The 26,164-nt window shown below is 72.5% G+C and carries 17 protein-coding genes and 1 pseudogene; 7 read left to right on the forward strand and 11 right to left on the reverse strand.

The genetic code is table 11. The features are described 5' to 3' along the window. Window position 1: 1 nt before the first annotated feature. The 7 genes and pseudogenes from pulA to ABZ840_RS32100 form a co-directional block, all read right to left on the reverse strand. Window positions 2–2,644, reverse strand: a complete 2,643-nt coding sequence (gene pulA / locus ABZ840_RS32070; protein WP_361565666.1) for a pullulanase-type alpha-1,6-glucosidase — start codon at window positions 2,642–2,644, stop codon at window positions 2–4. Window positions 2,645–2,672: 28 nt separating this feature from the next. Beyond that, window positions 2,673–4,052 (reverse strand): annotated as a pseudogene (locus ABZ840_RS32075) (alpha-amylase family protein); the annotation flags it as partial. 167 nt (window positions 4,053–4,219) lie between these two features. Next, on the reverse strand, window positions 4,220–5,287 hold the full coding sequence (locus ABZ840_RS32080; protein WP_361565669.1) for a LacI family DNA-binding transcriptional regulator: 1,068 nt from the start codon (window positions 5,285–5,287) through the stop codon (window positions 4,220–4,222). After that, the gene (locus ABZ840_RS32085) at window positions 5,275–6,891 is read right to left on the reverse strand and encodes an alpha-amylase family glycosyl hydrolase (RefSeq protein ID WP_361565671.1); all 1,617 of its coding nucleotides are present in this window, start codon (window positions 6,889–6,891) and stop codon (window positions 5,275–5,277) included. Before ABZ840_RS32085 ends, ABZ840_RS32080 begins: the two co-directional genes overlap by 13 nt. 18 nt (window positions 6,892–6,909) lie before the next feature. Continuing rightward, window positions 6,910–7,740, reverse strand: coding sequence for a carbohydrate ABC transporter permease (locus ABZ840_RS32090; protein WP_361565673.1), 831 nt, complete (start codon window positions 7,738–7,740; stop codon window positions 6,910–6,912). A gap of 2 nt (window positions 7,741–7,742) precedes the next feature. Further along, the gene (locus ABZ840_RS32095; protein WP_361565857.1) at window positions 7,743–8,621 is read right to left on the reverse strand and encodes a sugar ABC transporter permease; all 879 of its coding nucleotides are present in this window, start codon (window positions 8,619–8,621) and stop codon (window positions 7,743–7,745) included. 98 nt (window positions 8,622–8,719) lie between these two features. Beyond that, window positions 8,720–9,985, reverse strand: a complete 1,266-nt coding sequence (locus tag ABZ840_RS32100) for an extracellular solute-binding protein (protein ID WP_361565676.1) — start codon at window positions 9,983–9,985, stop codon at window positions 8,720–8,722. A 221-nt stretch (window positions 9,986–10,206) separates the two neighbouring features. Here ABZ840_RS32100 and ABZ840_RS32105 point away from each other — a divergent pair, with 221 nt between their 5' ends. From ABZ840_RS32105 to ABZ840_RS32115, 3 genes are read left to right on the forward strand one after another with little or no spacing between them, the layout of a single operon-like run. Then, complete coding sequence (locus ABZ840_RS32105) at window positions 10,207–11,868, forward strand: glycoside hydrolase family 13 protein (RefSeq protein WP_361565679.1); 1,662 nt, start codon at window positions 10,207–10,209, stop codon at window positions 11,866–11,868. Further along, window positions 11,849–12,970, forward strand: a complete 1,122-nt coding sequence (locus ABZ840_RS32110) for a LacI family DNA-binding transcriptional regulator (RefSeq protein ID WP_361565682.1) — start codon at window positions 11,849–11,851, stop codon at window positions 12,968–12,970. The genes ABZ840_RS32105 and ABZ840_RS32110 overlap by 20 nt, the downstream gene beginning before the upstream one ends. A gap of 36 nt (window positions 12,971–13,006) precedes the next feature. Further along, the gene (locus tag ABZ840_RS32115; RefSeq protein ID WP_361565685.1) at window positions 13,007–13,876 is read left to right on the forward strand and encodes a phosphatase PAP2 family protein; all 870 of its coding nucleotides are present in this window, start codon (window positions 13,007–13,009) and stop codon (window positions 13,874–13,876) included. 30 nt (window positions 13,877–13,906) lie between these two features. On the opposite strand, the gene ABZ840_RS32120 is transcribed toward ABZ840_RS32115, so the two are convergent. Together ABZ840_RS32120 and ABZ840_RS32125 are read right to left on the reverse strand one after the other, a co-directional pair. Beyond that, window positions 13,907–15,529 (reverse strand): amidohydrolase, encoded by a 1,623-nt coding sequence (locus tag ABZ840_RS32120; protein ID WP_361565687.1) that lies wholly within the window; start codon window positions 15,527–15,529, stop codon window positions 13,907–13,909. A 54-nt stretch (window positions 15,530–15,583) separates the two neighbouring features. Beyond that, window positions 15,584–17,062: an APC family permease gene (locus ABZ840_RS32125; protein ID WP_361565690.1), complete on the reverse strand. Its 1,479-nt coding sequence runs from the start codon at window positions 17,060–17,062 to the stop codon at window positions 15,584–15,586. Between the two features lie 165 nt (window positions 17,063–17,227). Between ABZ840_RS32125 and ABZ840_RS32130 the strand changes: the two genes are divergently transcribed. Continuing rightward, window positions 17,228–17,836, forward strand: a complete 609-nt coding sequence (locus ABZ840_RS32130) for a TetR/AcrR family transcriptional regulator C-terminal domain-containing protein (protein ID WP_361565692.1) — start codon at window positions 17,228–17,230, stop codon at window positions 17,834–17,836. A gap of 12 nt (window positions 17,837–17,848) precedes the next feature. Here ABZ840_RS32130 and ABZ840_RS32135 read toward each other — a convergent pair whose 3' ends face one another. Both ABZ840_RS32135 and glnA read right to left on the reverse strand, forming a co-directional pair. Further along, window positions 17,849–20,872 (reverse strand): bifunctional [glutamine synthetase] adenylyltransferase/[glutamine synthetase]-adenylyl-L-tyrosine phosphorylase, encoded by a 3,024-nt coding sequence (locus tag ABZ840_RS32135; protein ID WP_361565695.1) that lies wholly within the window; start codon window positions 20,870–20,872, stop codon window positions 17,849–17,851. 66 nt (window positions 20,873–20,938) lie between these two features. Then, window positions 20,939–22,300 carry a type I glutamate--ammonia ligase gene (glnA, locus tag ABZ840_RS32140; RefSeq protein WP_030256929.1) on the reverse strand — a complete coding sequence of 454 codons (1,362 nt, stop codon included), beginning with the start codon at window positions 22,298–22,300 and terminating at the stop codon, window positions 20,939–20,941. Window positions 22,301–22,774: 474 nt separating this feature from the next. Here glnA and ABZ840_RS32145 point away from each other — a divergent pair, with 474 nt between their 5' ends. The 3 genes from ABZ840_RS32145 to ABZ840_RS32155 all read left to right on the forward strand — a co-directional run bounded on the left by ABZ840_RS32145 (window position 22,775) and on the right by ABZ840_RS32155 (window position 26,041). Then, window positions 22,775–23,737 carry a peptidase gene (locus ABZ840_RS32145; RefSeq protein WP_361565859.1) on the forward strand — a complete coding sequence of 321 codons (963 nt, stop codon included), beginning with the start codon at window positions 22,775–22,777 and terminating at the stop codon, window positions 23,735–23,737. Between the two features lie 83 nt (window positions 23,738–23,820). After that, window positions 23,821–24,291, forward strand: coding sequence for a hypothetical protein (locus ABZ840_RS32150; RefSeq protein WP_361565698.1), 471 nt, complete (start codon window positions 23,821–23,823; stop codon window positions 24,289–24,291). A 97-nt stretch (window positions 24,292–24,388) separates the two neighbouring features. Next, window positions 24,389–26,041 carry a multicopper oxidase family protein gene (locus tag ABZ840_RS32155; protein WP_361565700.1) on the forward strand — a complete coding sequence of 551 codons (1,653 nt, stop codon included), beginning with the start codon at window positions 24,389–24,391 and terminating at the stop codon, window positions 26,039–26,041. Window positions 26,042–26,164: the final 123 nt, after the last annotated feature.

Consider the following 26,164-nt stretch of genomic DNA (forward strand, 5'->3'; position numbering starts at 1 on the left):
GTCAGCCGCGGGTGAAGACCGCGACCGTACGCGCCGGGACGGTGAAGGCCCCGGTCTTCGCGTCGTACGAGGAAGTCCGCACCACGGGGTCGGCGCCGCGGGCCTGGACCGGATGCAGCGCGTACGGTGCTCCGGCCGCGGCCGGTACGGTCTGCCGCTGCTGCTCGGGGGTGGCGTTGAGGACCACGACCAGCCGGCCGAGCCGCATGGTGATCACCCCGGGGGTCTCGCCGGCCCCGGACAGCGGGAAGGACAGCGCCCGCTGCACCTCGCCGGTGGTCGCCAGGCCGAAGTCCGGTTCGGTGGCGCGGATGCGGGTGAGGTCCCGGTACGCGGCGGAGGCGGCGGTGATCGCGTCGCAGCCGGGGCGCAGCGCGAGGTCGGCGAGCAGCGTCCGTGCGTAGGTCCACTTGTCCTTGTTGTCGGCGGCGGGCGGCAGGCCGCGGCCGAAGCCGTTGCCGTCGGCGCAGTTCCAGTGCAGGGCGTTGAACCAGTCGCCGCTGTCGAAGGAGTTGCGGTCCAGCGACTTGGAGCGGAGCAGGTCGCTGCCGGCCTGGGAGAGCGCCGGGCCCTGGGAGAGGGTGGCGGTGGCCATCGCGAGCACCTGCATACGAGCCCGGTCCGCGGCCTTCGTGCCCTGCGGGAGCTTGAAGGCGAGGGCGTCGTAGAGGGTCTCGTTGTCGTGGGCGTCGGCGTAGGCGAGCGCGTCGCCGGGGGCCGCCGCGTAACCGGCGGGGGCGCCGTTGTAGTCGACCTGGGAGCCCTTGACGGTGCGGCCCGAGGAGTCCGTGAAGGTGTAGTCGGCGAGGCCGCCGGTCAGCCCGACCTTGATCAGGTCCTGGTAGTGCAGCAGCCGGGCCTTCTGCTCGTCGCGGGTGCCGTTGGCGGGCGAGGTGTTGGGGTCGGTGAACAGGCCGGAGGCGAAGCCCTGGACCCGCGGGTCGGCGTCGAAGGGGCCGCCGCCGCGGACGGCGTCGCGGGCACGGTCGTCGAAGGTGGCGATGCCGGTGCCCGCCATGTTCCGCTGCGTGGCCTGCACGAAGCGGGCGTCGTTGGCGATCTCGCCGAAGTTCCAGCCCTCGCCGTAGAGGACGACCGACTTGCCGTCCACCCCGTCCTTGCGCACGGTCAGGGCGTCCAGGGCCTTGCGCACGGCGAGGATATTGGCCTTCGGGTGATGGCCCATCAGGTCGAAGCGGAAGCCGTCGACCTTGTACTCCTTCGCCCAGGTGACGATCGAGTCGACGACGAGCTTGCCCATCATGGTGTGTTCGGGCGCGGTGTTGGCGCAGCAGGTGGAGGTGGCGACGGTGCCGTCGTCCAGCAGCCGGTGGTAGTAGCCGGGCACGATCCGGTCCAGTACGGACTTCGGGTCCTGACCGCTCGCGACGGTGTGGTTGTAGACGACGTCCATGACGGTGCGCAGGCCGGCGCCGTTCAGCCCCTGCACCATGCCGCGGAACTCCCGCGTACGGGCCGACCCGTCGGGGTCAGAGGCGTACGAGCCCTCGGGCACGGTGTAGTGCAGCGGGTCGTAGCCCCAGTTGTAGGCGTCCTTGCCGGCGGTCTTCGCGACGCACTCCTGCTGCTTCTCGGAGTCCGGCGGGTAGGCGGCGAGGTCGCAGTCCGGTGCGGCCTGGTCGGCGCGCTTCTCGGGGATGGTGCCGAGGTCGAACGCGGGCAGCAGGTGGACGTGGCTGGTGCCGGTGCTGGCGAGCTTCCGCAGGTGCCGCATGCCGTCGGAGGACCGGTCGGTGAAGGCGAGGTACCGGCCGGGGTGCTTGGAGGTGCGGTCCGCGATCGAGAAGTCGCGGATGTGCAGCTCCTGGATGCGGGCGTCGCGCAGCGGGACGGCCGCGGGCTTCTTCAGCCGGTCCCAGCCCTTGGGGGCCAGCCGCGGGTCGGCGAGGTCGGTGACCAGGCTGTACGCGGAGTCGGCGGTGAGGCCGGTGGCGTAGGGGTCGGTGACCTTGTGGGTGACGGTCTGCCCGGCGGCGGGCGCGAAGACGGTGACGGCGTAGCGGTACGGCTTGCCGGTCCAGCCGCGCTCGCCGCGCACGCTCCACACCCCGGTCCGGTCGTCGCGCGTCATCGGCACGGTGCGGCCGTCGAGTTCGAGGGCGACGGTGCGGGCGGTGGGTGCCCAGACGGCGAGGGTGGGGCGGCCGTGGTCGAAGACCGGGCCGAGCCGGGCGCGGGAGGCGGCGGCGTAGAGGTCGTCCAGGACACCGGGTATCTGCACGCCGGTGGACTCGCGGAGGCTGCCGTCGGCGGCCCGGCGGGTGGCGACGAGGCGGTCGCGGAGCGCGGAGGCGGCCGCGGCCCGGTCGCGCGGGTCGACGGTGAAGGCGGGGAAGTCCTTCAGGTGCGGGTACTCGGCGCGTTCGGCGGGGGTGAGGGTGCCGGGGGCGAGGCGCAGCCGCCGGTCGCCGTCGGGCCCTGATTCGAGCTGGAGGGTGCCGCCGGCCGGGTCGGGCGCGCCCTTCCAGACGACGGTGTCCCGGTCGATCCACTGGGCTTCGGCCTTGGCCGGGTAGGGCGGCGGCGCGGCTTGTGCGGGGGCGGCGCCGGGCAGGGCGGCGGCCGCCGCGGCGCAGAGCGCCGCGGCGATCGCGGTGACGGTTCGGCGGAGGGTGCCGGTCACGTCGTGGTTCTCCTTCAGGGGGTCAGCCGCAGCTGCGGGCGCCGGTGTGCAGGGCGAGGGCGGTGTTCGGGGCGAGGGTGGCGGTGAACCGTCCCGACCCGTCGACCGTGATGGTCCGGCCGCTCTGGATGTCGCAGTAGTTCCCGGCGGGCAGCGCACTCTGGAACGTCCGGTTCAGGTCGGATCCCTCGTGGTTGATCGCGACGTACGCCTTGTCGCCGCGGCCGAAGGCGATGGCGTCGTTGCCGTTGTCCCACCAGTGGGTGACGGCGGTGCCGTGGGCGGTGTTGCGGAGGGCCACCATGGACTTGATCTCGGGCCACTTGTGCTGGCACTTCCAGCCGTCCTGCCAGCAGGCGTTGACGGTGCCCCCGTTGGGCGGGCCGGCGTCGTTGTCGGAGAACTCGTAGCCGGAGTGCACGTCCGGGGAGCCGTACGGCCAGGCCAGCATGAAGACGTTGGCGAGGGTGTAGTCGGCGCCGTTCTTGTAGTTCAGCGTGGAGCCGTTGCGCTCGGTGTCCCAGTTGTCGACGAAGACCCCGGACTTCCCGCTCGCCATGTACCCCCAGCCCTCACCGAAGTTGGTGAGGTAGGCCAGCTTCTCGTTCTGGAAGACCCGCTTGAGGTCGCGGCCGTAGCGGAACTCCTGGACGTCGCCGGTGTTGAGGTACTCGGTCGGCGAGACCGCCTCGCCCGCGCCGTAAATGGCCTCCTGCTTCCAGTACACGCCCGGGTTGCTCAGCTGTCCCTTGATCGCGGCGAGGTCCGCCGCGGGCATGTGCTTGGCGGCGTCGATGCGGAAACCGTCGACGCCGAGGGAGAGCAGGTCGTTCAGGTACTGCGCGATGCGGGAGCGGACGTAGGGCTCGCCGGTGTCCAGGTCGGCCAGGCCCACCAGTTCGCAGTTCTGGACGTTGCCGCGGTCCTGGTAGTTGGTGATCTGGCCCGTGCAGTCGTCCATGTCCTGCGGCTGGTAGATGCCGGGGTAGGTGTACTTGGTGTACGAGGAGCCGCCGGTGCCGGTGCCGGATCCGGCGGACATGTGGTTGATGACGGCGTCGGCGACGACCTTCACGCCCGCCGCGTGGCAGGTGTCGATCATGTTCTTGAAGGCGGTGCGGTCGCCGAGCCGGCCGGCGATCCTGTAGCTGACCGGCTGGTACGAGGTCCACCACTGGCCGCCCTGGATGTGCTCGGTGGCCGGGGAGACCTCGACGTAGCCGTAGCCGGCCGGGCCGAGGGTGTCCTTGCACTCCCGGGCGACCGAGTCGTAGCGCCACTCGAAGAGTTCGGCGGTCACGTCCTTGGTGCCGGGCGGTGCGGCGTTCGCGGGGGTGGCGAGGGCGGCCGTGGTGAGGGTGACGGCGGCCGCCGCGCACCAGCGGGCGAGGGATCTGTGGTGGGGCATGGTTCCTCCTGAGGGGGTGGAAGGCCTTGCCCGGCAACGCGCCATGCCCGTAAGGCCGTTGCAGTTGTAGCCCGTTCACCCCACTGTTGCAAGACCTTACGCAAGACATTGCAACGGTGTTACCGTCAACCCCGCAAGCCCCGGTCCGGCCGGCCGGGGGCCCGCTGTCACGCGGGCCCCACGCGCCCGGCCGGCCGGGCCGGTTCCCTCGGGACCGGCCCCGTCGAGCCCCGCACCACCAGCTCCGGCTGGAAGACGAACTCCGTGTGCTGCACGGGGTTCCCCTGGATCTCCTCGATCAGCGCGCCGACCGCTGCCGTCGCCATCGCCTGTACGGGCTGGCGCACGGTGGTCAGCGGCGGATCGGCGAAGGCGATCAGCTGGGAGTCGTCGAAGCCGACGACCGACAGCCGCCCCGGCACGGCGATCCCGCGCTGCCGGGCGGCCCGTACGACGCCCAGCGCCATCAGGTCGCTGCCGCACACCACCCCCGTGCAGCCGGCGTCCAGCAGCGCGGCGGCCGCCGCGTGCCCGCCCTCGACGCTGAACAGCGTGTGCTGGACGAGCCGTTCGGCCTCTCCCCCGGACAGGCCGAACAGCTCCTCCATGGCCGCGGCGAACCCCTCCGCCTTGCGCCGGGACGGCACGTACCGGGACGGGCCGACGGCCAGCCCGATCCGCGTGTGCCCCAGGGCGGCGAGGTGGGTGACGGCCATCCGCGCCGCGGCCCGGTCGTCGGGCGAGACGAACGGCGCCTGGACGTGCGCGTTGTAGCCGTTGATCAGGACGTACGGCACGCCGCGCGCGGTGAGCCGGGTGTAGCGGGACGGGTCGGCACCGGTGTCCGCGTGCAGCCCGGAGAGGAAGACGATGCCGGTGACGCCGCGCGCCTCCAGCTGCTCGACCAGCTCGTCCTCCGTGGCGCCGCCCGGCATCTGCGTGCAGAGCACGGGCGTGTAGCCGTGCCCGGCCAGCGCCTGCTCGATGATCTGCGCGAACGCCGGAAAGATCGGGTTGGTCAGCTCCGGGATGACCAGCCCGACCAGACCCGCGCTGCGCCGCCGCAGCCGCACCGGACGCTCGTACCCGAGCACGTCCAGTGCGGCCAGCACCCGCTGCCGGGTGGCGACCGCCACCCCGGTCTTCCCGTTGAGCACCCGGCTCACGGTGGCCTCGCTGACCGCGGCCTGCGCCGCGATGTCGGAGAGCCTCGGGGGCAGCGTCACTCCGCCCACCACACGGCCGTATCGGCCGCCAGCTCGTACGTGTCCGCGCTCCCCGGGATCTCCTCCGGGAGTACGCCGCTGGACAGCACCGGGCGGCCGGGCACAGTGAGCCGTACGGGCTCCGCCGTGGTGTTCACCGCGCAGGTGAAGCCGCCCGCGCGGCGGAAGTGGAGCACGCCCTCGGGCGCGGGCCGCCACTCCACCGCGTCGCCGGCGCCGAGCGCCGGGTGCTTTCGGCGGATCGTGAGCGCGGTGCGGTACAGCTCCAGCGTGGAGTCCGGGTCGCCGGTCTGCGCCGCCACGCTCAGCTCCGCCCACTCCGCCGGCTGCGGCAGCCAGCTGCCACCGGTCCCGAACCCGTACGGGGCTGTCGTGCCGGACCAGGGCAGCGGCACGCGGCAGCCGTCCCGCAGCCCCTCCTGCCCGTTCTCCTTGAAGAAGGAGGGGTCCTGGCGGACCTCGTCGGGCAGCTCCGTGACCTCCGGCAGGCCCAGCTCCTCGCCCTGGTAGACGTACGCGGAGCCGGGCAGCGCCAGCATCAGCAGGGCGGCGGCGCGGGCACGCGGCAGGCCGCCGCCGAGGCGGGTGCGGTGCCGGACCACGTCATGGTTGGAGAGCACCCAGGTCGTCGGCGCGCCCACCGGCCGCATGGCGTCCAGCGACTCGTCGATGGCGGTACGCAGCTCCGCGGCGCCCCACCCGGTGTTGAGGTAGTGGAAGTTGAACGCCTGGTGCAGCTCGTCGGGGCGCAGGTACAGCGCGGTGCGGTCGGCGGTGGGCGTCCATGCCTCGGCGACGGCGATGCGGTCCCCCGCGTACTCCTCCAGGACCTGCCGCCAGGAGCGGTAGATCTCGTGCACGCCGTCCTGGTCGAAGAAGGGCAGCACCTGGCTGCCGAGCAGCTTGAGCTGTTCGCCGTGGCCCATGTCGGGCAGCCCTTCGGCCTTGACCAGGCCGTGCGCCACGTCGACCCGGAAGCCGTCGACGCCGAGGTCCAGCCAGAAGCGCAGGATGGAGCGGAACTCGTCGTGTACGGCGGGGTGGTCCCAGTTGAAGTCGGGCTGCTCGGGGGCGAAGAGGTGGAGGTACCACTCGCCGTCCGGGAGCCGGGTCCAGGCCGGGCCGCCGAAGATGGACTCCCAGTCGTTGGGCGGCTCCTCGCCGTTCTCGCCGCGGCCCTTGCGGAAGTGGAAGCGGTCGCGGAGCGTCGAGCCGGGGCCCTCGGCCACCGCGCGGCGGAACCATTCGTGCTGGTCGGAGCAGTGGTTGGGGACGATGTCGACGATGATGCGCAGGTCGAGGCGGTGAGCTTCGTGGATCACGGCCTCGGCGTCGGCGAGGGTGCCGAACATCGGGTCGATGGCACGGTAGTCGGCGACGTCGTAGCCGGCGTCGGCCTGCGGCGAGGCGTAGAAGGGGCTGAGCCAGACGGCGTCGACGCCCAGTTCCTTCAGGTGGGGCAGGCGGGCGCGGATGCCGGCCAGGTCGCCCATGCCGTCGCCGTTGCCGTCGGCGAAGCTGCGCGGGTACACCTGGTAGATCACCGCGTCGCGCCACCAGCCGGTGGCGGGCGCTGCGGCAGGGGTGGCGGTGGCCTTGTGCTGCTGGGTCATGTCATCCCTTGGTCGTGGTCAGCCCTTGGTCGTACCGGCGGTCAGTCCGGCGACGAGGTGGCGTTGGGCGAAGGCGAAGACGAGTGCGGCGGGCACCGCGACGATCACGGCGGCGGCGGTCATCGACCCCCAGTCGTTGTTGTACTGACTGACGAAGGTCTGCAGGCCGCCGGCGAGAGTGAGGTTCTCCTCGCCGGTCATGAAGGCCGACGCGTAGGCGACCTCGGCCCAGGCCGTGACGAAGGTGTAGAAGCCGGTGACGGCGAGGCCGGGGCGGGCCAGCGGCAGCACGAGACGCCAGAAGGTGCCGAAGGGGTTGAGCCCGTCGACCCGGCCCGATTCGTCGATCTCCACCGGGATGGTGTCGAAGAAGCCCTTCATCATCCAGGCGCAGAACGGCACGGCGATGGTGAGGTAGGTGACGACCAGGCCGGCCGGCTGGTTGAGCAGGCCCAGGCCCGCCAGCAGGTTGTAGAGCGGCACGATCAGCACGGCCACCGGGAACATCTGGGTGATCAGCAGCAGCCACATCAGCGGGCGCATGCCCGGAAAGCGGAAGCGGCTGACGGCGTAGCCGGTGGTCGCGGCGAGGAAGACGCCGAGCACGGTGGTGACGCCGACGACCACCACGGAGTTCCCGAACCAGGTCAGGAACGAGGTCTCGGCCAGTACGTGGGTGTAGTTGCCGAAGGTGAAGTGGGTGACCGGCGCGGTCGTGAAGGCGTCGTTCTTCGGCTTGAAGGAGGTCACCAGCAGCCACAGCGGCGGGAAGACCGCGATCACGGCGGCCACGATCAGGGTGGCGTGCAGTCCGGTGGAGGCCAGGGGGCTCCGCTTCTTGTCGCGCATCGTCACCACACCTCTCCCTGCTTGCGCAGCGCGCGGCGGTAGACCACCGCGACGGCCGAGAGCAGCAGCAGGATCAGTACGCCCCAGGCGGCGGAGGAGGAGAAGTTGCGCGGGCTGTCGACGAAGGAGAGCCGGTAGGCGTACGTCACGAGGATCTCGGTGGCGTCGCCGGGCCCGCCGCGCGTCAGCAGGAAGATCACCGGGAACATGTTGAAGGTCCAGATCGTGCTGAGCAGGATCACCGTGCTGGACACGGAGCGCAGGGACGGCACGGTGATGTGCCGGAACCGCTGCCAGGCGGTGGCGCCGTCCATCTCGGCGGCCTCGTACAGCTCACCGGGGATGGACTGGAGCCCGCCGAGCAGTGCGACGAGCATGAACGGCACGCCGAGCCAGACGTTGACGGCGATGACGGAGAGCTTCGCCCAGGTGGGGTCGTTGAGCCACGGGATCGCGTCGATGCCGCCGCCCTGGAGCAGCTTGTTGAGCAGGCCGTGCTTCTCGTTGTAGAGCAGCCGCCAGGTGAAGACGGAGATGAACGCCGGGATCGCCCAGGGCAGGATCAGCGCGAGCCGGTAGAAGGTACGGCCCCGCAGCTTGCGGTTGAGCAGGTTGGCGAGGGTCAGGCCGAGCGTGAAGGTGATGCCGACGCAGGCGACGGTCCACGTCACGGTCCAGCCGAGCCGGCTCCAGAAGACGCCGTCGCTCAGGACGGACGTGTAGTTGTCCAGGCCGACGAACTTGTACGTCGCCGGGATGTGGTTCATGCCGATGTCGCGGGCGACATTGGCCTCGGTGGCGTCGGTGAGCGAGAGGTACAGGCCGCGGACCAGCGGGTAGCCGATGATGACCGCGATGACGATCACGACCGGGGCGACCATGGTCCAGGCGTACCAGTGGGTGCTCAGGGCCCGGCGCACCCGGCCGGGCGGCGCGGGGGGCGCCGCCTTGCCCTGGGGCTTGGTGGGAGCGAGCGTGGTCACTTGTAGTCCTTGAGCAGCTTCCGGTAGGCGTCGCCGGTGGCCTTGGCGGCCTGGTCGGGGGTGGCGCTGCCGGTCAGGACCTTGTTCATCTGGACCTTGATCGGCTCGAAGAGGGAGTTGCCCTCGGCGATCCAGGGGCGCTCGACGGCCTTCTCGACGGCGGGCCGGAAGAACTTCACCATCTCGTTGTTCTGCACGGACGGCACGTCGTAGACCGACGTACGGGTCGGCAGCAGGCTCAGCTTCTCGGTGGTCTGCTGCTGGACCTTGGCGGAGCTCATGTACTTCACGAACTCGTAGGAGGCGTCGAGGTTGCCGGACCCGGCGTAGACGGCGAGGTTCCAGCCGCCCTGCGGGGAGCCCTGGGCCTTGCTGCCGCCGGGCACGGGCGCGACGCCGAGGTTGGCCCGGTCCTTGAACTCCTTGCCGGCCAGCGCGCCCTCGATGTCCCAGGGGCCGTCGATCGCCATCGCGACGTCGCCGTCCTTGAGGGCCTTGAGCTGGTTCTCCTGGCCGTCGGTGGCGTCGGTGACGGCCGCCTTGGAGTCCACCAGGTCCTTGAGCGTCGCGAAGGCGCGGGCGCCGGCGGCGTCGTCGATGCGGACCTTCTTGCCCTTGGCCTCGACCATGTCGCCGCCCTCGCCGTAGAGGTAGGGCAGGAACCAGTACGGGTCGTCGCCGCGCAGGTAGAGCGCGGTGGCGCCGGTCTTGGACTTGATCTTCTTGGCGGCGGTCTTCAGCTCGTCGAAGGTCTTCGGGACGCCGACCCCGGCCTCCTTGAGCAGCTTCTTGTTGTAGAAGAGGCCGAGGGTGTCGATGACCTGGGGCGCGGCGTAGGTCTTGCCCTTGAAGCGGGTGCTGCCCGCGGCCTGCTCCAGGTAGTCCTCGTTCTTGTCCAGCGCGGGGGTGTTGTCCAGCGGCGCGAGGTAGCCGAGGTTGGCGAAGTCCGCGGTCCAGGCGACCTCGGTGCGCATCACGTCGGGGGCGCCGGAGTTGCCGCCCGCCGCGTTCTTGAACTTGGCGTTGGCCTCGCCGAAGGGCACGTTGACGTACTTGACGTCGACCTTGGGGTGCTCCTTCTCGAAGCCCTCGGCGAGCTTCTTGTACGTGGCCTTCTCCGCGTCGTTGGAGGTGTCCCAGAAGGTGACGGTGCCCGACAGCTCACCCCCGCTCTGCTGCTCGCCGCCGCCGTCGCCGCCGCACGCGGTCGCCGTCAGTGCCAGACCCGCGACCAGCGCGGTGGCCGCTATGCCACGTCGCATGTGAACTCCTTCTGGAAAACGCCGAGATACGCACGAGATGCACAGGGAATCGCCCGAGAGGGCGTCAGGAACGTAACAGCGGCGAAAAGAAACCGAAAGAGCTTGCGGCAAATTTCTGCAAGGACACCGGAAGATGTTGCAGCCCGGTTACCTCGGCCCGTCACCCCGGGGCCTGTCCGGGCGTTGATCTTCCTGTAGCCCGATCGACCGAAGGACGGCCGATGACCGATGAGCTGACCTTTCCCGCACCCACCGCGCCGCCGGCGCCCGACCGGCCCGGCACGGGCTGGTGGCGCGACGCCGTCATCTACCAGATCTACGTGCGCTCCTTCGGGGACGGCGACGGGGACGGCGTCGGGGACCTGCCCGGCGCCCGCGCGCGCCTGCCCTACGTGAAGGAACTGGGCGCCGACGCGGTCTGGCTGACGCCCTTCTACGCGTCACCGCAGGCCGACGGCGGCTACGACGTCGCCGACCACCGCGCCGTCGACCCGCTGTTCGGCACCCTCGACGACGCCCAGGCGTTCCTGGACACCGCCCACGAGCTGGGCCTGCGCGTCATCGTCGACATCGTCCCGAACCACACCTCGGACCAGCACCCGTGGTTCCGCGACCCGGACCTCGCCCGCGAGCGGTACGTCTTCCGGGCGGGCCGCGGCACCCACGGCGAGCTGCCGCCCAACGACTGGGAGTCGGTCTTCGGCGGCCCGGCCTGGACCCGCACCGACCGCGGCGACTGGTACCTCCACCTCTTCGCGCCCGAACAGCCCGACCTGGACTGGGACCGCCCCGAGGTGCACGCGGAGTTCGACGCGATCCTGCGGTTCTGGCTGGACCGCGGCGTCGACGGCTTCCGCATCGACGTCGCGCACGGCATGGTCAAGGCGCCGGGGCTGCCCGACGTCGGCCGCCGGCAGCAGGCCCGCCTCATCGGCACCGACGTGCTGCCCTTCTTCGACCAGGACGGCGTGCACACCATCCACCGCCGCTGGCGCCGGCTGCTGGACGACTACTCCCGGGACGCGCGGCCCGGGTCGCTCCCGGCCGAGCGGATCGGCGTCGCCGAGGCCTGGGCCCCCGACGCCCGCCGGCTGGCCCGGTACGTACGCCCCGACGAGCTGCACCAGGCGTTCAACTTCCACTTCCTGCAGGCGGAGTGGGACGCGGCCGCACTCCGTACCGTCATCGACGACTCGCTGGCCGCCACCGCCCTGGTCGGCGCGCCCACCACCTGGGTGCTCTCCAACCACGACGTCGTCCGTCACGCCACCCGGCTCGGCGGCCGGGACCGGGCCCGCGCCGCCGCCCTGCTCATGCTGGCGCTGCCCGGCTCGGCCTACGTCTACCAGGGCGAGGAGCTGGGGCTGCCCGAGGTCACCGAACTCCCCGACGCGGTCCGCCAGGACCCGGCGTTCTTCCGCGGCGACGGCCAGGACGGCTTCCGCGACGGCTGCCGGGTGCCGCTCCCCTGGTCCGGCACGGAGGCGCCGTACGGCTTCGGGCCCGGCGGGAGCTGGCTGCCGCAGCCTGCGGACTGGGCGGAGCTGAGCGTCGAGGCGCAGACCGGCGACCCGGCCTCCACCCTGGAGATGTACCGCTCCGCGCTCGCCTGGCGGCGGGCCCTGCCGGGCCTCGGCGACGGCCCGATGACGTGGCTGGACGCGCCGGACGGGGTGCTCGCGCTGCGCCGGCACGGGTTCCTCTGCGTACTCAACACCCGTACCCGGCCGGTGGAGGTGTCGGCCGAGGGCGAACTGCTGCTCGCCAGCGCGCCGCTCGGCACCGCGGACGGCCGGGTGCGCCTGCCCGGCGAATCCTGCGCGTGGTGGGCAAGCCGGATCCCGACCGGTAAGGTCGCCTTCCATGACCGCGCGCCTGGCTGACATCGCAGTACAGGCGGGTGTCAGCGAGGCCACCGTCAGCCGGGTGCTCAACGGCAAACCCGGCGTCTCCGCCACCACCCGCCAGTCCGTACTCGCCGCACTGGACGTCCTGGGCTACGAGCGCCCGGTACGCCTGCGGCAGCGCAGCGCCGGGCTGGTCGGGCTGATCACGCCCGAGCTGGAGAACCCGATCTTCCCGGCGTTCGCGCAGGTCATCGGCCAGGCCCTGACCCGCCAGGGGTACACCCCGGTGCTCGCCACGCAGACGCCCGGCGGCTCGACCGAGGACGAGCTGACCGAGATGCTGGTGGACCGCGGGGTGGCCGGCATCATCTTCGTCTCCGGCCTGCACGCCGACACCACGGCCGACACGGGCCGGTACGAGGCGCTGCGCGGCCAGGGCGTGCCGTTCGTTCTGATCAACGGCTTCTCCGACAAGGTGCAGGCGCCGTTCATCTCGCCGGACGACGGGGTGGCGATCTCCCTCGCGGTCACCCATCTCGTGGCGCTCGGCCACACCCGCATCGGCCTCGCGGTCGGCCCGCGCCGCTTCGTGCCCGTACAGCGGAAGATCGAGGGCTTCGTGCGCAGCATGCGCGAGCAGCTCGGCATGGCTCCGGCCGAGGCCGGTGAGCTGGTGCAGCACTCCCTCTACACGCTCGAAGGCGGGCAGGCCGCGGCGGGCGCGCTGCTGGAGCGCGGCTGCACGGCGGTGGTCTGCGCGAGCGACATGATGGCGCTCGGCGCGATCCGGGCGGCCCGGCAGCGCGGCCTCGAAGTGCCGGACGACGTGTCGGTGGTCGGGTACGACGACTCCCCGCTCATCGCGTTCACCGACCCGCCGCTGACCACCATCCGGCAGCCGGTCCAGGCCATGGGGCAGGCGGCGGTGCGGGCCCTGCTGGAGGAGGTCGGCGCCGACCTGCCGGAGGGGCCGCAGGAGTCCTCGCGGGCGCCGCTGCGGAGCGAGTTCGTCTTCCATCCGGAGTTGGTGGTGCGGGGTTCGACGGCCTCGGCGCGGCGCACCGGCCCCGACGCGAGCGGGGGTATACCCTCCCACTCCAGGGCGAGACGGGCTGTCCAGGACCCGACTCCGGGATGATCCGGTCTATCCCGCTTTCTGGCAAACTGTCGCACTATGGGTGATGCCAAGGCGAGGATTCTGGAGGGCCGGAGAAGCACACCGGCGGCACCGTCGCAGCGCACCGTACCGGCGCGCGGACGGGTGGCCGCGGCCCGGGTGCGCGGCGTGGCCAGACCTCGACTCTGGTTCGAGATCCTGCTGATCGCGGTCAGCTACTGGACGTACTCCCTGATCCGCAACGCCGTGCCCGAGCAGAAGGCCGAGGCGCTGAGAAACGCCGACTGGGTGTGGCGCACCGAGCACAGCATCGGCATCGCGGTCGAACAGACCGTCAACCACGCGATGAACGCCGTGACGTGGCTGATCGTGGCGATGAACTACTACTACGCCACGCTCCACTTCATCGTGACCGTCGGCGTCCTGGTCTGGCTCTACCGCCGGTACCCCGGCCGCTACGCCGCCTCCCGGCTGGTCCTCTTCCTCACCACAGCGGTGGCCCTGCTCGGCTACTACTTCTTCCCCCTCGCGCCGCCCCGCCTGATGCCGGGCGGCGGTTTCATCGACACCGTGCTGGTGCACGACACGTGGGGCTCGATGGCCTCGGGCAACCTGGCGAGCATGTCCAACCAGTACGCGGCGATGCCCTCGATGCACATCGGCTGGTCCCTGTGGTGCGGCGTCACCATCGCGTTGCTGGCGCGGGCCACCTGGGTGCGGGTGCTGGGCGTCCTGTATCCGGTGCTGACCCTGGTGGTGATCATCTCCACCGCCAACCACTTCTGGCTGGACGCGGTGGGCGGCGTGCTCTGCCTGGCCTTCGCCTTCACGGTCGCCCGCCTCTGGTACGGCACGTCCCTCGCCCGGCTGCCCCGTCCGGGCCCGGCCCCGACCCGTCCGTCGGAACCGAGCCCGTCCGGGGCGTGAGGGCATCCCGGCGCGCGGCCGGGGCCCACGTCAGGCGCGGTGGACGACGTGCCCGCCGGTCATCGTCAGGGCGACCGGCGCCTCCCCCACCTCGTCGGCCGGTGCCGTCACCGGGTCCGCCCCCAGCGCCGTGAGGTCGGCCCGGAAACCGGGCGCGATACGGCCCGCGTACGCCTCCTCGCCCACCGCGAGCGCCGCGTGCGACGTGCAGCCCTCCAGGGCCATCTCCCCTGTCAGCGCCTGCTCGACGGTGACCGGCGCGGTGTCCGGCGCGCCGGCGGGGCGGCGCAGCCGGGCGGTGGCGAGCACGCCCCGCGGGTCGTAGTGCGCGATCGGCCAGTCGGAGCCGAGGACCAGCACGGCGCCCGCGTCCCGCAGGTCCCGGCACCGCCACGCCCGGCCGGCCCGCTCCTCGCCCACCCGCTTGGACCACTCGTCGGTGTGGTCGGCACGGGTGTACGCGGTGTGGGTGGGCTGCATGGAGGCGGCCACCCCGAGCGCGGCGAACCGCGGCAGCTGCGCGTCCGGCACGGTCTCGATGTGCTCGATGCGGTGCCGCCCGCGCTGTCCCGGGTCGGCCATCGCCTCGACGGTGTCCAGCACGTGCCGGACCGCGGCGTCGCCGATGGCGTGCGTGGCGGTGCGTACGCCGGCCCGGGCGAGGTGATGGACGGCGCGGGTGTACGTGGCGGGATCCGGCCAGAAGGCCTCGGTGCCCTGGCCGTGGCAGTCGGCGTGTTCCAGCCAGGCGGTGCCGCCCTCGACGGTGCCGTCCATGAAGAACTTCACGCCGCCCACCCGCCAGTGCCGCCCGGCCCGCTTCTGAAGGGCGATCAGCTCGTCCAGGGCCTCGGTGTCCGCGCCCGGCATGCACCAGGGGGCGATCCGCAGCCGTACGGGGAGGTCGCCGTCGGCCTCGATGCCGGTGAGCAGGTCCAGTACGTCCGTGCCCTCCAGGTCCATGACGTGCGCGCCGGTCAGGCCGGTCGCGGCCATCCCGCGCAGCAGGGTGAGCAGCCGGGCGCGCCGCTCGGCCGCCGTCGGGCGGGGCAGCACGGGGCCCATCAGGTCCATCGCGGCGTGCTCGACGAGGTGCCCCGTGGGCCGCCCGTCCGCGTCGCAGACGACCTCGGCCCGCTGGTCGAACGCGCGCGGACCGTCGATCCCCGCGGCGGCCAGCGCGGGCCCGCTGGCCAGCGCGGAGTGCCCGTCGTACAGGCGGATGAAGGCGGGCACCCCGCCGAGCGCGGGCTCGATCAGCTCGCGGTGCACGGGCCGGCCGCCGAAGACGTTGTGGTCCAGGCCCCACGCCAGGACCCAGTCGCCGCGGCCGGCCGCGCGCGCCGCTGCGGACAGCGCGTCCCGCAGCCCGTCCAGGTCGCGGCAGCCGGAGAGGTCGAGCCCGGCGGACATCTCCACGCCCCAGACGGGGTGGCTGTGCCCGTCGACCAGGCCGGGGGTGAGGGTGGCCCCGGCCAGGTCGATCACCTCGGCGTGCGCGCCGCGCCAGTCCCGTACGTCGTGCTCCTCGCCGACGGCCGTGATCAGGCCGTCCTTGACCGCGACGGCGGATGCCCAGGGCCGTTCCGGATCGAGCGTACGGACGCGGGCGCCGGTCAGGACGGTGTCGGCGGCGGGGAGGGGCTGGGACACGACGGTTCTCCTTACGGAAGGGCGGTGGTGCGGGGTCGGTACGGGCGGCGGCCGTCAGCCGGGCGGTTCGGCGGCGAACTCTTCGTACACCCGGGGGCGGCTGCGGCGGATCCGGAAGGCGAGCAGCACGCCGACCGCGAAGGCGGCGGGGACGGTGAGGACCAGCGCGGTGTTGGTGGCGAGGGGCGCCGCGGTCATCAGCCCGATCTTCGCGACGACCAGCCAGAGCGCGCCCGCCATCAGCACGGTCGCGGCGGCCGGCGCGACCCGGGTGCGCCAGCGGCCCTCGGTGTGCCGGATGCGGCGGAAGAAGAAGGGCACCGCCACGGCGGTGAGCGCCTGGAGCGTCAACAGGCCCAGCATGCCGGGGGTGTTCATCCACAGCAGGAGCTGCTGGTACGGGTCGGCGCCGGCGAGCGCGAAGCCCGCGACGACCAGCAGCGCGAGGGCGCTCTGCAGCGCTCCGGCGATGTACGGGGAGCGGTGCTTGGCGTGCACCCGGCCCAGGAAGGGCGGCAGCACGCCCTCCTGGGAGAGCGAGAGTCCGTAGCGGTTGATCGCGTTGTGGAAGGCCAACTGGGAGGCGAGGATGCTGGTGACGATGAAGAGGTGCATCAGGTCGGCGGCCCAGGCCCCGACGTAGTGCGTGGTGGCGGTGAAGAAGAGGCCCGCCGGGTCGGTGGCGACCGCCTTCAGCACCTTCGTGCTGCCGAAGGCCTGGATGACGATCCAGACGCTGAACGCGTAGAAGAGGCCGAGGAAGCCGACGGCGATGTAGGTGGCGCGCGGGATGGTGCGGCCGGGGTTGCGGGCCTCCCGGCGGTAGATGGCGGTGGACTCGAAGCCGGTGAAGGCGGCGAAGGCGAAGGCCAGGACGGCGCCGGTGCCGGGCACGAGGACATGGCCGGGCGTGAAGGAGTCCAGGGCGAGACCGTCCGCGCCGCCGTCCAGCAGCACCCCGCCGGCCAGCAGTACGAGGATGCCGGTCTCGGCGACCAGCAGGACGCCGAGGACCTTGGCGCCGAAGTCGATGGAGCGGTAGCCCAGGTACCAGATGACGAAGACGCCGCCGAGCGCGATCGGCGGCCAGGGCACGTGGATGCCCCACAGTGCCTCCAGCGCGTCCTGGGTGCCGGTGGCGAGCAGGCCGTACACGCCGATCTGCATGCCGTTGTAGGCGAGCAGGGCCAGCGTGGCGGCGCCGAAGCCGGCCGGGCGGCCCAGGCCGCGGGTGATGAACGCGTAGAAGCCGCCGCCGTGCCGGACGTGCCGGGTCATCGCGGTGAAGCCGACCGCGAAGAGGGCGAGGGTGGCGCCGGCGAGGAGGTAGCCCACCGGGGCGCCGATGCCGCCGATGCCGATGGCGAGCGGCGCGACGCCGGCCATGACGGTGAGCGGGGCCGCGGCGGAGACCACGAAGAAGGCGATGTCGGCGACGCCGAGGGTGCCCGTGCGCAGGGCGGGGGCGCCCTCGCCGGGTGGTGGTGCGGTGTGCTGCGGCGCCCCGTCACGGGCTCCGGACTCTACGGCCATGCGCTCTCTTGCCCTTCTGCTGCGGGAGAGGGGTGAAGCGGTCCGGCACGAACACGGGTGGGACGGCAGCTCGACCGCGGGCGAAAAAACCTAAAGCCTTTCGGTTTCGGCAATGTAGTCGCCGCCGTACGATTCCGGAAGACCTCACGGGCGGGAGATCAGAAGATGGGGCGGCCGCGGAAGGCCCTGCTGGACCGGGAACGCATCGGTGCGACGGCGCTCGAACTCGTCGACGAGAAGGGCGACTTCAGCGTGCCGGAGATGGCCCGCAGGCTCGGCGTGCAGACCGCCTCGGTGTATCACCATGTGGACGGCCGGGCCGGCGTGATCGAACTGCTGCGGGAGCGGGTCACCGACGCGATCGACGCCGGCACGCTGGACGGCGTGCCCTGGGACGCGGCCCTGGAGCAGTGGGCACGCTCCTACCGCGCGGCGTTCGCCGCCCATCCGCGTGCCATCCCGATGCTCATGACCTCACCGGTGCGCGCGCCGCGGGTGCTCGCACAGTACGAGTCCGTGGCCGGACTGCTGCTGGCGGCGGGCTTCGCCCCGTCCCTCGTCCTGCCGATGATCACCGGCCTGGACAACATCGTGCTGGGCTCGGCCCTGGACATGTCGGCGCCGGACACGATGTGGGAGGTCAGCGAGGGCACCGAGGCGCCCCGGCTGGCCGCGGCGCAGGCCGCCACGGGCGCGGCCAGGGCGGACCGGGCGTTCGACCTGACCCTGGCCGGCTTCCTGGCGCACTGCCGGAGCCTCCTCGACGCCGGCTGACCGGGCCGGGGCTCAGCCGCCGTAGAACAGCTCCTCGACCACGCCGCGCGCCCGCCGCGTGCACCGCCGGTAGTCGTCCAGCATCTCCCCGACGTGCCCCTCCTCGTACCCGAGGTAGCGCCCCACCGCCGCCAGCTCCCGGGCATCGCCCGGAAACGTGTCGCCGGGCCGGCCGCGTACCAGCATCACCGCGTTCCGTACGCGGGTGGCCAGCACCCATGCCTCGTCCAGCGTCCGCGCGTCCTCCTCGCCGATCAGCCCGGCGGCGCGCGCCGCGGCCAGCGCCACCCGGGTCCGGGTGGTGCGCAGCTCCGGCAGCTCGTGGCCGTGCCGCATCTGGAGCAGCTGGACGGTCCACTCCACGTCGCTCAGGCCGCCGCGCCCCAGCTTGGTGTGCATCGTCGGGTCGGCGCCGCGCGGCAGCCGCTCGGACTCCATCCGGGCCTTGAGCCGGCGGATCTCGCGCACCGCGTCCTCGCCCAGCCCCTCGCGCGGGTAGCGGAGCGGGTCCACCAGCTCGATGAAGCGCTGCCCGACCCCGGCGTCGCCCGCGACGGGCTCGGCCCGCAGCAGCGCCTGCGACTCCCAGACCAGCGACCAGCGCCGGTAGTACGCGGCGTACGAGGCGAGCGTGCGGACCAGCGGGCCCGTCTTGCCCTCCGGGCGCAGGTCCGCGTCGATCATCAGCGGCGGGTCGGAGGAGGGCAGCTGGAGCAGCCGGCGCATCTCGTTGGCCACCGCGAACGCGGCCTTGGCGGCCTCCTGCTCGTCGGCGCCCTCGCGCGGCTCGTGCACGAACAGCACGTCCGCGTCCGAGCCGTAGTTCAGCTCGTGGCCGCCGAAGCGGCCCATGCCGATCACCGCGAAGCGGGTCGGCAGGGTGTCGCCCCACTGTTCGCGCACCGCGGCCCGCAGGGCGCCCGCGATCGTCGCGGCGTTCAGGTCGGACAGCGCCGAGCCCACGGCGTCCACCGCCTGCCCGTGGTCCTCCTCGGCCGGGCTGGCCTCCGTGCCGTACGCGCCGATCAGGTCGGCGGCCGCGGTACGGAACAGCTCGCGGCGGCGCACCCCGCGGGCCGCCGCCACCGCCTGCTCCGCGCCGTCCGCGCGGCCGACGGCGGCCAGGATCTCCTGTTCCAGCGCGGCCCGGCCGCGCGGCTGGAGCCCGTCGGTCGCGCCGAGCAGCGCGACCGCTTCGGGGGCGCGCAGCAGCAGGTCGGGGGCGAGGCGGCCGGCGGACAGCACCCGGGCGAGGTTCTCGGCCGCCGCGCCCTCGTCGCGCAGCAGCCGGAGGTACCAGGGGGTCTTGCCGAGCGCGTCGGAGACCTTGCGGAAGCCGAGCAGTCCGGCGTCCGGGTCGGCGGAGTCGGCGAACCAGCCCAGCAGCACCGGCAGCAGGGTCCGCTGGATGGCGGCCTTGCGGGTGACGCCGGAGGCCAGCGCCTCCAGGTGGCGCAGCGCGGCGACCGGGTCCTCGTAGCCCAGTGCCTCCAGGCGCTGCCCCGCGGCCTTCGCGGAGAGCCGGATCTCGCCCGGTTCCAGCACGGCGACGGCGTCCAGCAGCGGGCGGTAGAACAGCTTCTCGTGCAGCCGGCGCACCTCGCGGGCGTGCCACCGCCACTCCTTGCGGAGGGTGTCGACCGGCTCGGTGCGCATGCCGAGCGAGCGGGCGAGCCGGCGCAGGTCCGGCTCCTCCTCCGGCATCAGGTGCGTACGGCGCATCTTGTGCAGCTGGATGCGGTGCTCCAGGGTGCGCAGGAAGCGGTAGGCCGCGTCCAGCGCGGTGGCGTCCTGGCGGCCGACGTATCCGCCGGCGGCGAGCGCCTTCAGCGCGTCGAGGGTGGTGGCGCTGCGGAGCGTGGCGTCGCTGCGGCCGTGCACCAACTGCAGCAGCTGCACGGCGAATTCCACGTCCCGCAGGCCGCCGGGGCCGAGCTTGAGCTCGCGGTCGACCTGGCCCGCGGGGATGTTGGCGACGACCCGGCGGCGCATGTGGCGGACGTCGGTGATGAAGTTCTCGCGCTCGGCGGCCTGCCAGACCAGCGGGGTGACGGCGTCGACGTACTCCTGCCCCAGCTGCGGGTCGCCGGCCACCGTGCGGGCCTTCAGCAGGGCCTGGAACTCCCAGGTCTTGGCCCAGCGCTGGTAGTACGCGAGGTGGCTGCTGAGGGTGCGCACGAGGGGGCCGTTGCGGCCCTCGGGGCGGAGGTTGGCGTCGACGGGCCAGATCGTGCCCTCGGGGGTGACGTCGGAGCAGACCCGCATCATGCGGGCGGCGAGCCGGGTGGCGGCCTGCAGCGCGTCGTGCTCCTCGACGCCGTCCTTGGGCTCGGCGACGAAGATGACGTCCACGTCGGAGACGTAGTTCAGCTCGTGGCCGCCGCACTTGCCCATGCCGATGACGGCGAGCCGGCTGACGGCCGCATCCCCGGGCTGCTCCTCGGAGGCGATCTCCAGCGCGGCCCGGAGGGTGGCGGTGGCCAGGTCCGCCAGCTCCGCCGCGGTCTGCGCCACGTCCGTCGTGCCGCACACGTCACGCGCCGCGATGCCCACCAGCGCCCGGCGGTACGCGGCCCGCAGCGCGTCCTCGCGGGAGAGCCTGGCGCCCCGCTCGCCCCAGATGCCCTCGGCGAGCGCCTGCTCGAACTCCGGCGTGGTGGGGTGCAGGTCCACCGACTCGTACGTGGCCAGCGTCTCCCAGTCCCCCGGGTGCCGGACGAGGTGGTCGGCCAGCGCCTCGGAGGCGCCCAGCACGCCCAGCAGCCGGTCCCGCAGCGGCTTGGCGGTGACCAGGGTGGACAGCAGCCGCTGCTGGTCCCCCTCCGGCTGCGCCTCGACCAGCCGGACCAGTCCTCTGAGCGCCTGGTCCGGATCGGCGGTGGTCCCGAGCGCTTCGAGCAGCACCGAGTCGGACCGGACGGAAGACAGTTCGGGGGCGTCCAGCAGCTTCCCGGCTGCCTGCGGATCGGTGAAACCGTGCCGCAGCAGCCGGGTGAACGTGCTGCTCCGCCGTCCCTGCGGAGCGGGAAGTGCCATCGGGCGGTTGCCTCTCGGAGAACCTGCCGGATCGGTTTTTCAGATAAGCGTGCCGTGCCTGCGCCGTTAGAGCACCGGCAGCATCTTGCGCAGCTCGAAGGCCGTGACCTCCGAGCGGTACTCCTCCCACTCCTGCTTCTTGTTGCGGAGGAAGAAGTCGAAGACGTGCTCGCCGAGGGTCTCCGCGAGCAGTTCGCTGCGCTCCATGAGGGAGATGGCCTCGCCGAGGTTCTGCGGCAGCGGCTCGATGCCCATCGCGCGCCGCTCGGCATCCGACAGAGCCCACACGTCGTCGTCGGCGCCCGCGGGGAGTTCGTACCCCTCTTCGATGCCCTTGAGTCCGGCGGCCAGCAGCACCGCGTACGTCAGGTACGGGTTGGCGCCGGAGTCGATGGAGCGCACCTCGACCCGCGTCGAGCCCATCTTGCCGGGCTTGTACATGGGGACCCGGATCAGTGCCGAGCGGTTGTTGTGACCCCAGCAGATGTACGAGGGCGCCTCGCCGCCGGCGCCCGCCGGGCGGTTGGCGCCGCCCCAGATCCGCTTGTAGGAATTCACCCACTGGTTGGTGATCGCGGAGGTCTCCGCGGCGTGCCGCAGCAGGCCCGCGATGAAGGACCGGCCGACCTTGGAGAGCTGGTACTCGGCGCCCGACTCGTGGAAGGCGTTGCGGTCGCCCTCGAAGAGCGAGAGGTGGGTGTGCATGCCGGAGCCGGGGAACTCCGAGAACGGCTTCGGCATGAACGTCGCCTGCACGCCCTGCTCCAGCGCGACCTGCTTCATGACGAGCCGGAAGGTCATGATGTTGTCGGCGGTCGAGAGCGCGTCGGCGTAGCGGAGGTCGATCTCCTGCTGGCCCGGGGCGCCCTCGTGGTGGCTGAACTCCACCGAGATGCCCATCGACTCCAGCATCGTGATCGCCTGGCGCCGGAAGTCCATGCCGACGTTCTGCGGGGTGTGGTCGAAGTAGCCGGAGGAGTCGGCGGGGGTGGGCCGGCCGCCGTCCACCGGCTTGTCCTTCAGCAGGAAGAACTCGATCTCGGGGTGGGTGTAGAAGGTGAACCCCAGGTCGGAGGTCTTGGCCAGGATCCGCTTGAGGACGTAGCGCGGGTCGGCGTACGACGGGGAACCGTCCGGCATCAGGATGTCGCAGAACATCCGGGCGGTGCCGGGGGCCTCGGCGCGCCACGGCAGGATCTGGAAGGTGCCGGGGTCCGGCTTGGCGATCATGTCGGACTCGTAGACCCGGGCGAAGCCCTCAATGGCCGAGCCGTCGAAACCGATGCCCTCGTCGAAGGCCTGTTCCAGCTCAGCGGGGGCCACCGCGACCGACTTCAGGAAACCGAGCACATCGGTGAACCACAGCCGTACGAAGCGGATGTCGCGCTCCTCCAGCGTGCGGAGCACGAACTCCTGCTGCTTGTCCATGTTCACCAATCCTTGCAGGTCGAACGGCCTGTCCACGCCCTTGCCCCGGAGCGGGGCGCGGCACGCCAGTATCGCGTGCGGGGGTTACCGTCACATTACGTTGTCGCGGCCCCTTCGGGCAGGCCCGGGGGACGCACGGGGTTTCGTGGTTCCCCCGCCGTTCCGGCCAAACCCTTGACGCGCTCCTGACAGCGAAGCCGGGGCGGTGGGACGCTGCCTCTGCACGGCCTCTGCACGGCGTCGTACATCCGCACCGCCCGCTCCGCTCCGGGCCGCCGGCCGGCGGCCCGTACGTCGTGGCCCGCGGCACCCGCGCGGCCATCGCACCAGGGGGTACGCGTGAGACACACCGACCTGCGCGCCGGCACCGCCCGGCGCCACCGCTCCCGCACGTCCGCCCGAACGGCCCGCAGAACCGTTACAGCACTGCTCGCCGCCAGCACGCTCGGCGCCACGGCGCTCGCGGCACCGGCCGTGGCCGCCGACCGGCCCGGCGCCGCACCGGCCGCGTCCGCCCAGGACGCGAAGCAGCCCGCGGCGAAGAAGCACGACGCGAAGAAGGCGGCCGCCTACTGGACCGCCACCCGTATGCGCGCCGCGAAGCCACTGGACCTGCTGCCGCGGGCCCGGCAGCAGCTCTCCGCAGCGGCGTCCCGCGCCACCACGGACGCGGTGCCGCGCGGCAGGGCGGCGGCCGTCCGGCCCACCCTGCCACTCCCGTCCCTGCCGCTCCCGTCGCTGCCCGGGCTGAAGGCCTTCCCGCAGATTGGCGCCCCGTGGACCGGCGGCGGCCAGGTCGTGAAGACGACCGGCCGGGTCTTCTTCACCTACCAGGGCCGTAAAGCCTCGTGCTCCGGTGACGCGGTGACCAGCCAGAACGGCAGTACGGTGCTCACCGCAGGGCACTGCGTGAAGCTGGACGGCGCCTGGCACACCAACTGGATCTTCGTGCCCGGCTACAAGGACGGCGCTGCCCCGTACGGCGAGTGGGCCGCGACCAAGACCCTCTCCACACCGCAGTGGACGGCGAGCGAGGACATCAACTACGACGTCGGCGCCGCGGTCGTCGCCCCGCTGAGCGGCAAGCGGCTCACGGACACCGTCGGCGGCCAGGGCGTCTCCTTCAACTCCGGCTACAACAAGAAGATGTACGCGTTCGGCTACCCGGCGGCCGACCCGTACGACGGCAGCAAGCTCATCTACTGCAGCGGCAACAGCACCAAGGACATGCTGCTCACCAAGGACCACGCGCTGCCCTGCAACATGACCGGCGGCTCCAGCGGCGGTCCGTGGTTCGAGTCGTTCAACGAGGCGACCGGTACCGGCCTGCAGACCTCGGTGAACAGTTTCGGCTACACCTTCCTGCCCAACACGATGTTCGGGCCGTACTTCGGCAACGACGCGAAGAACCTGTACGACAAGGCGCAGCAGAGCTGAACCCCGGGCGCGTCCCTGATACCCCGCGGGGGTAAGGTGCTGCGGTAACCCTCGACCGTACGCCTGCCCCCGTGGGAGACCCGATGCGCGCACAGTGGAAGGCCGCCGCGTGGTGCGGCCGGCTGCTGCTGTTCGCGGCGCTGGTGGCCGGCATCGTCACCATGCACACCTTTGGGCACCCGATGCCGGGCGAGGGGCACGGTACCGCGGCGCGGACCACGGCCGCCGCCCCGGCGGGCCACGCCGCTGTGGCGCACGCCCCCTCGGACCATGCCCCGGCAGCCCACGCCCCGGTGGCGCAGGCCCCGCCGCACGACGGACATCGGCACGCCGCCGCGCCCGGTCCGCACGGCATGGACCCCGGCTCGGTCTGCCTGGCCGTGCTCTCGGTCTGGTCGCTCGCGCTGCTGGCCGCCGCCGGGCTGCTCGTCCGGCGCCGGCGTCCCGGGCTCTCCGCCGCCGCCCTGGCCCGCCTGCTGCGTGCCCTGTGGCCGATCCCGCCGCCGCTCCCCCGGCAGAAACGCCTCGCCCGTCTCGCCGTGCTGCGCGTGTAGCAGCGCCCGGCCGCCGACGCGTACCGGCATCCCGCCGTACCCGTCAGCGGTCCGCGTGCCCTGCTCCTTCACCCGCACCACATCACGAGGTGTTCCCATGCGTACGCACACCCGCCGCGCCGTCCTCGGCGCGGGCATCGCCGCCGCCGGCGGCAGCCTGCTCGCCGCCTGCTCGTCCGGCTCCGCCGGCACATCGGGCCAGGACCACGCCGGCCGGACCGTCAGCCGCCCCGAGGGCCCCGGCGGCTTCGTCTCCCCCGACGGCGCCGAGGTCGGCGCGGCCGAGAAGGCCCGGGCCACCAAGGGCGGCACCGTCCGGGAGGTCGCCCTCACCGCCGCCGCCACCCGCCTCGACCTCGGCGGCCGCACGGTCCGCAGCTGGGCCTACGGCGACGCGCTGCCCGGCAAGGAGGTCCGGGTCACCGCGGGCGACACCCTCGCCCTCACCCTGGCCAACCACCTTCCGCAGGCCACGTCGATGCACTGGCACGGCCTCGCCCTCCGCAACGACATGGACGGGGTCCCCGACCTCACCCAGCGCGCCGTCAAGCCGGGCGCGTCGTTCACGTACCGCTTCACCGCGGCCCACCCCGGTACGTACTGGTTCCACCCGCACTCCGGCACCCAGCAGGACCGGGGCCTGTACGCCCCGCTGATCGTCGAGGATCCCAAGGAGCCGCTGAAGTACGACAAGGAGTGGGTGGTCGTCCTGGACGACTGGGTCGACGGGGTGGACGGCTCCACCCCGGACGCCGTACTGGCCGAACTCCGCAAGGGCATGGGCGGCATGGACCACGGCGACGGCGGCATGGACCACGGGGACGGCGGCATGGACCACGGCGGCACGGACCACGGCGACATGGGCCACGACATGTCGAACATGTCGATGACGGCCGCGGCGAAGCCGGCTTCGGGCGGCCCCTCCCGGATGATGATGGGCGCCACCAGCACGCTGCTCGGCGGCGACGCGGGCGATGTGGCGTACCCGTACTACCTGGTCAACGGCCGTACGCCGACGGACCCCGAGACGTTCCGGGCCCGGCCGGGCGACCGGATCCGGATCCGCCTGATCAACGCGGGCGGCGACACCGCCTTCCGCGTCGCGCTCGGCGGCCACGCGATGACCGTCACCCACACCGACGGTTTCCCCGTGCGCCACCGGGACACCGACGCACTGCTGCTGGGCATGGGCGAGCGCTACGACGTGCTGGTCACGGTCAAGGACGGCGCCTTCCCGCTCACCGCGGTCGCCGAGGGCAAGAAGCGTGCCGGTCTCGCCGTGCTGCGCACCGGCGGCGGCGCGGCGCCCGACGCCGCCGTACGCCCGGCCGAGCTGTCCGGCAAGCTGCTCACCGCGGACCGGCTGACGGCGGATCCCGCCGTGCGGCTGCGGTCGCGCAGGCCGGACCGCACCGTGACGTTCGACCTCACCGGCTCGATGGCGAAGTACGACTGGGCGCTCAACGGCCGGCCGTACGACCCCGACCAGCGCTATCCGGTCCGCTCGGGGGAGCGCGTACGGCTCTCCTTCCGCAACACGACGACGATGTGGCACCCGATGCACCTGCACGGCCACACCTTCGCGCTGGGCGGCGGCAGCGGCCCGCGCAAGGACACCGCGATCGTGCTGCCCGGAAAGACCGTGCACGCCGTCTTCGACGCCGACAACCCCGGCCTGTGGATGATCCACTGCCACAACGTCTACCACTCGGAGTCCGGGATGATGACCGTCCTCGGCTACCGGAAGTAGCGCCGGGAAGCAGCGCCTCCCGCACGGGAATCGGGCCTCCGGCACCCGCCGGGGGCCCGTCCCGGAACGGCAACGCTCCCGAAACGCGCACGCCGCACCGCGCGTCGTCCCGCCGCCTACACT

The sequence above is a fragment of the Streptomyces sp. NPDC047117 genome (genome assembly GCF_040643545.1).
Taxonomy (GTDB): domain Bacteria; phylum Actinomycetota; class Actinomycetes; order Streptomycetales; family Streptomycetaceae; genus Streptomyces.

Bases quoted from the DNA above. Each gene is read 5' to 3' on its own strand.
- ABZ840_RS32085 (WP_361565671.1), bottom strand. From the start codon at position 6,891: ATGACCCAGCAGCACAAGGCCACCGCCACCCCTGCCGCAGCGCCCGCC.
- ABZ840_RS32090 (WP_361565673.1), bottom strand. From the start codon at position 7,740: ATGCGCGACAAGAAGCGGAGCCCCCTGGCCTCCACCGGACTGCACGCC.
- ABZ840_RS32095 (WP_361565857.1), bottom strand. From the start codon at position 8,621: ATGGTCGCCCCGGTCGTGATCGTCATCGCGGTCATCATCGGCTACCCG.
- ABZ840_RS32100 (WP_361565676.1), bottom strand. From the start codon at position 9,985: ATGCGACGTGGCATAGCGGCCACCGCGCTGGTCGCGGGTCTGGCACTG.
- ABZ840_RS32105 (WP_361565679.1), top strand. From the start codon at position 10,207: ATGACCGATGAGCTGACCTTTCCCGCACCCACCGCGCCGCCGGCGCCC.
- ABZ840_RS32110 (WP_361565682.1), top strand. From the start codon at position 11,849: ATGACCGCGCGCCTGGCTGACATCGCAGTACAGGCGGGTGTCAGCGAG.
- ABZ840_RS32115 (WP_361565685.1), top strand. From the start codon at position 13,007: ATGGGTGATGCCAAGGCGAGGATTCTGGAGGGCCGGAGAAGCACACCG.
- ABZ840_RS32125 (WP_361565690.1), bottom strand. From the start codon at position 17,062: ATGGCCGTAGAGTCCGGAGCCCGTGACGGGGCGCCGCAGCACACCGCA.
- ABZ840_RS32130 (WP_361565692.1), top strand. From the start codon at position 17,228: ATGGGGCGGCCGCGGAAGGCCCTGCTGGACCGGGAACGCATCGGTGCG.
- ABZ840_RS32135 (WP_361565695.1), bottom strand. From the start codon at position 20,872: ATGGCACTTCCCGCTCCGCAGGGACGGCGGAGCAGCACGTTCACCCGG.
- glnA (WP_030256929.1), bottom strand. From the start codon at position 22,300: ATGGACAAGCAGCAGGAGTTCGTGCTCCGCACGCTGGAGGAGCGCGAC.
- ABZ840_RS32150 (WP_361565698.1), top strand. From the start codon at position 23,821: ATGCGCGCACAGTGGAAGGCCGCCGCGTGGTGCGGCCGGCTGCTGCTG.
- ABZ840_RS32155 (WP_361565700.1), top strand. From the start codon at position 24,389: ATGCGTACGCACACCCGCCGCGCCGTCCTCGGCGCGGGCATCGCCGCC.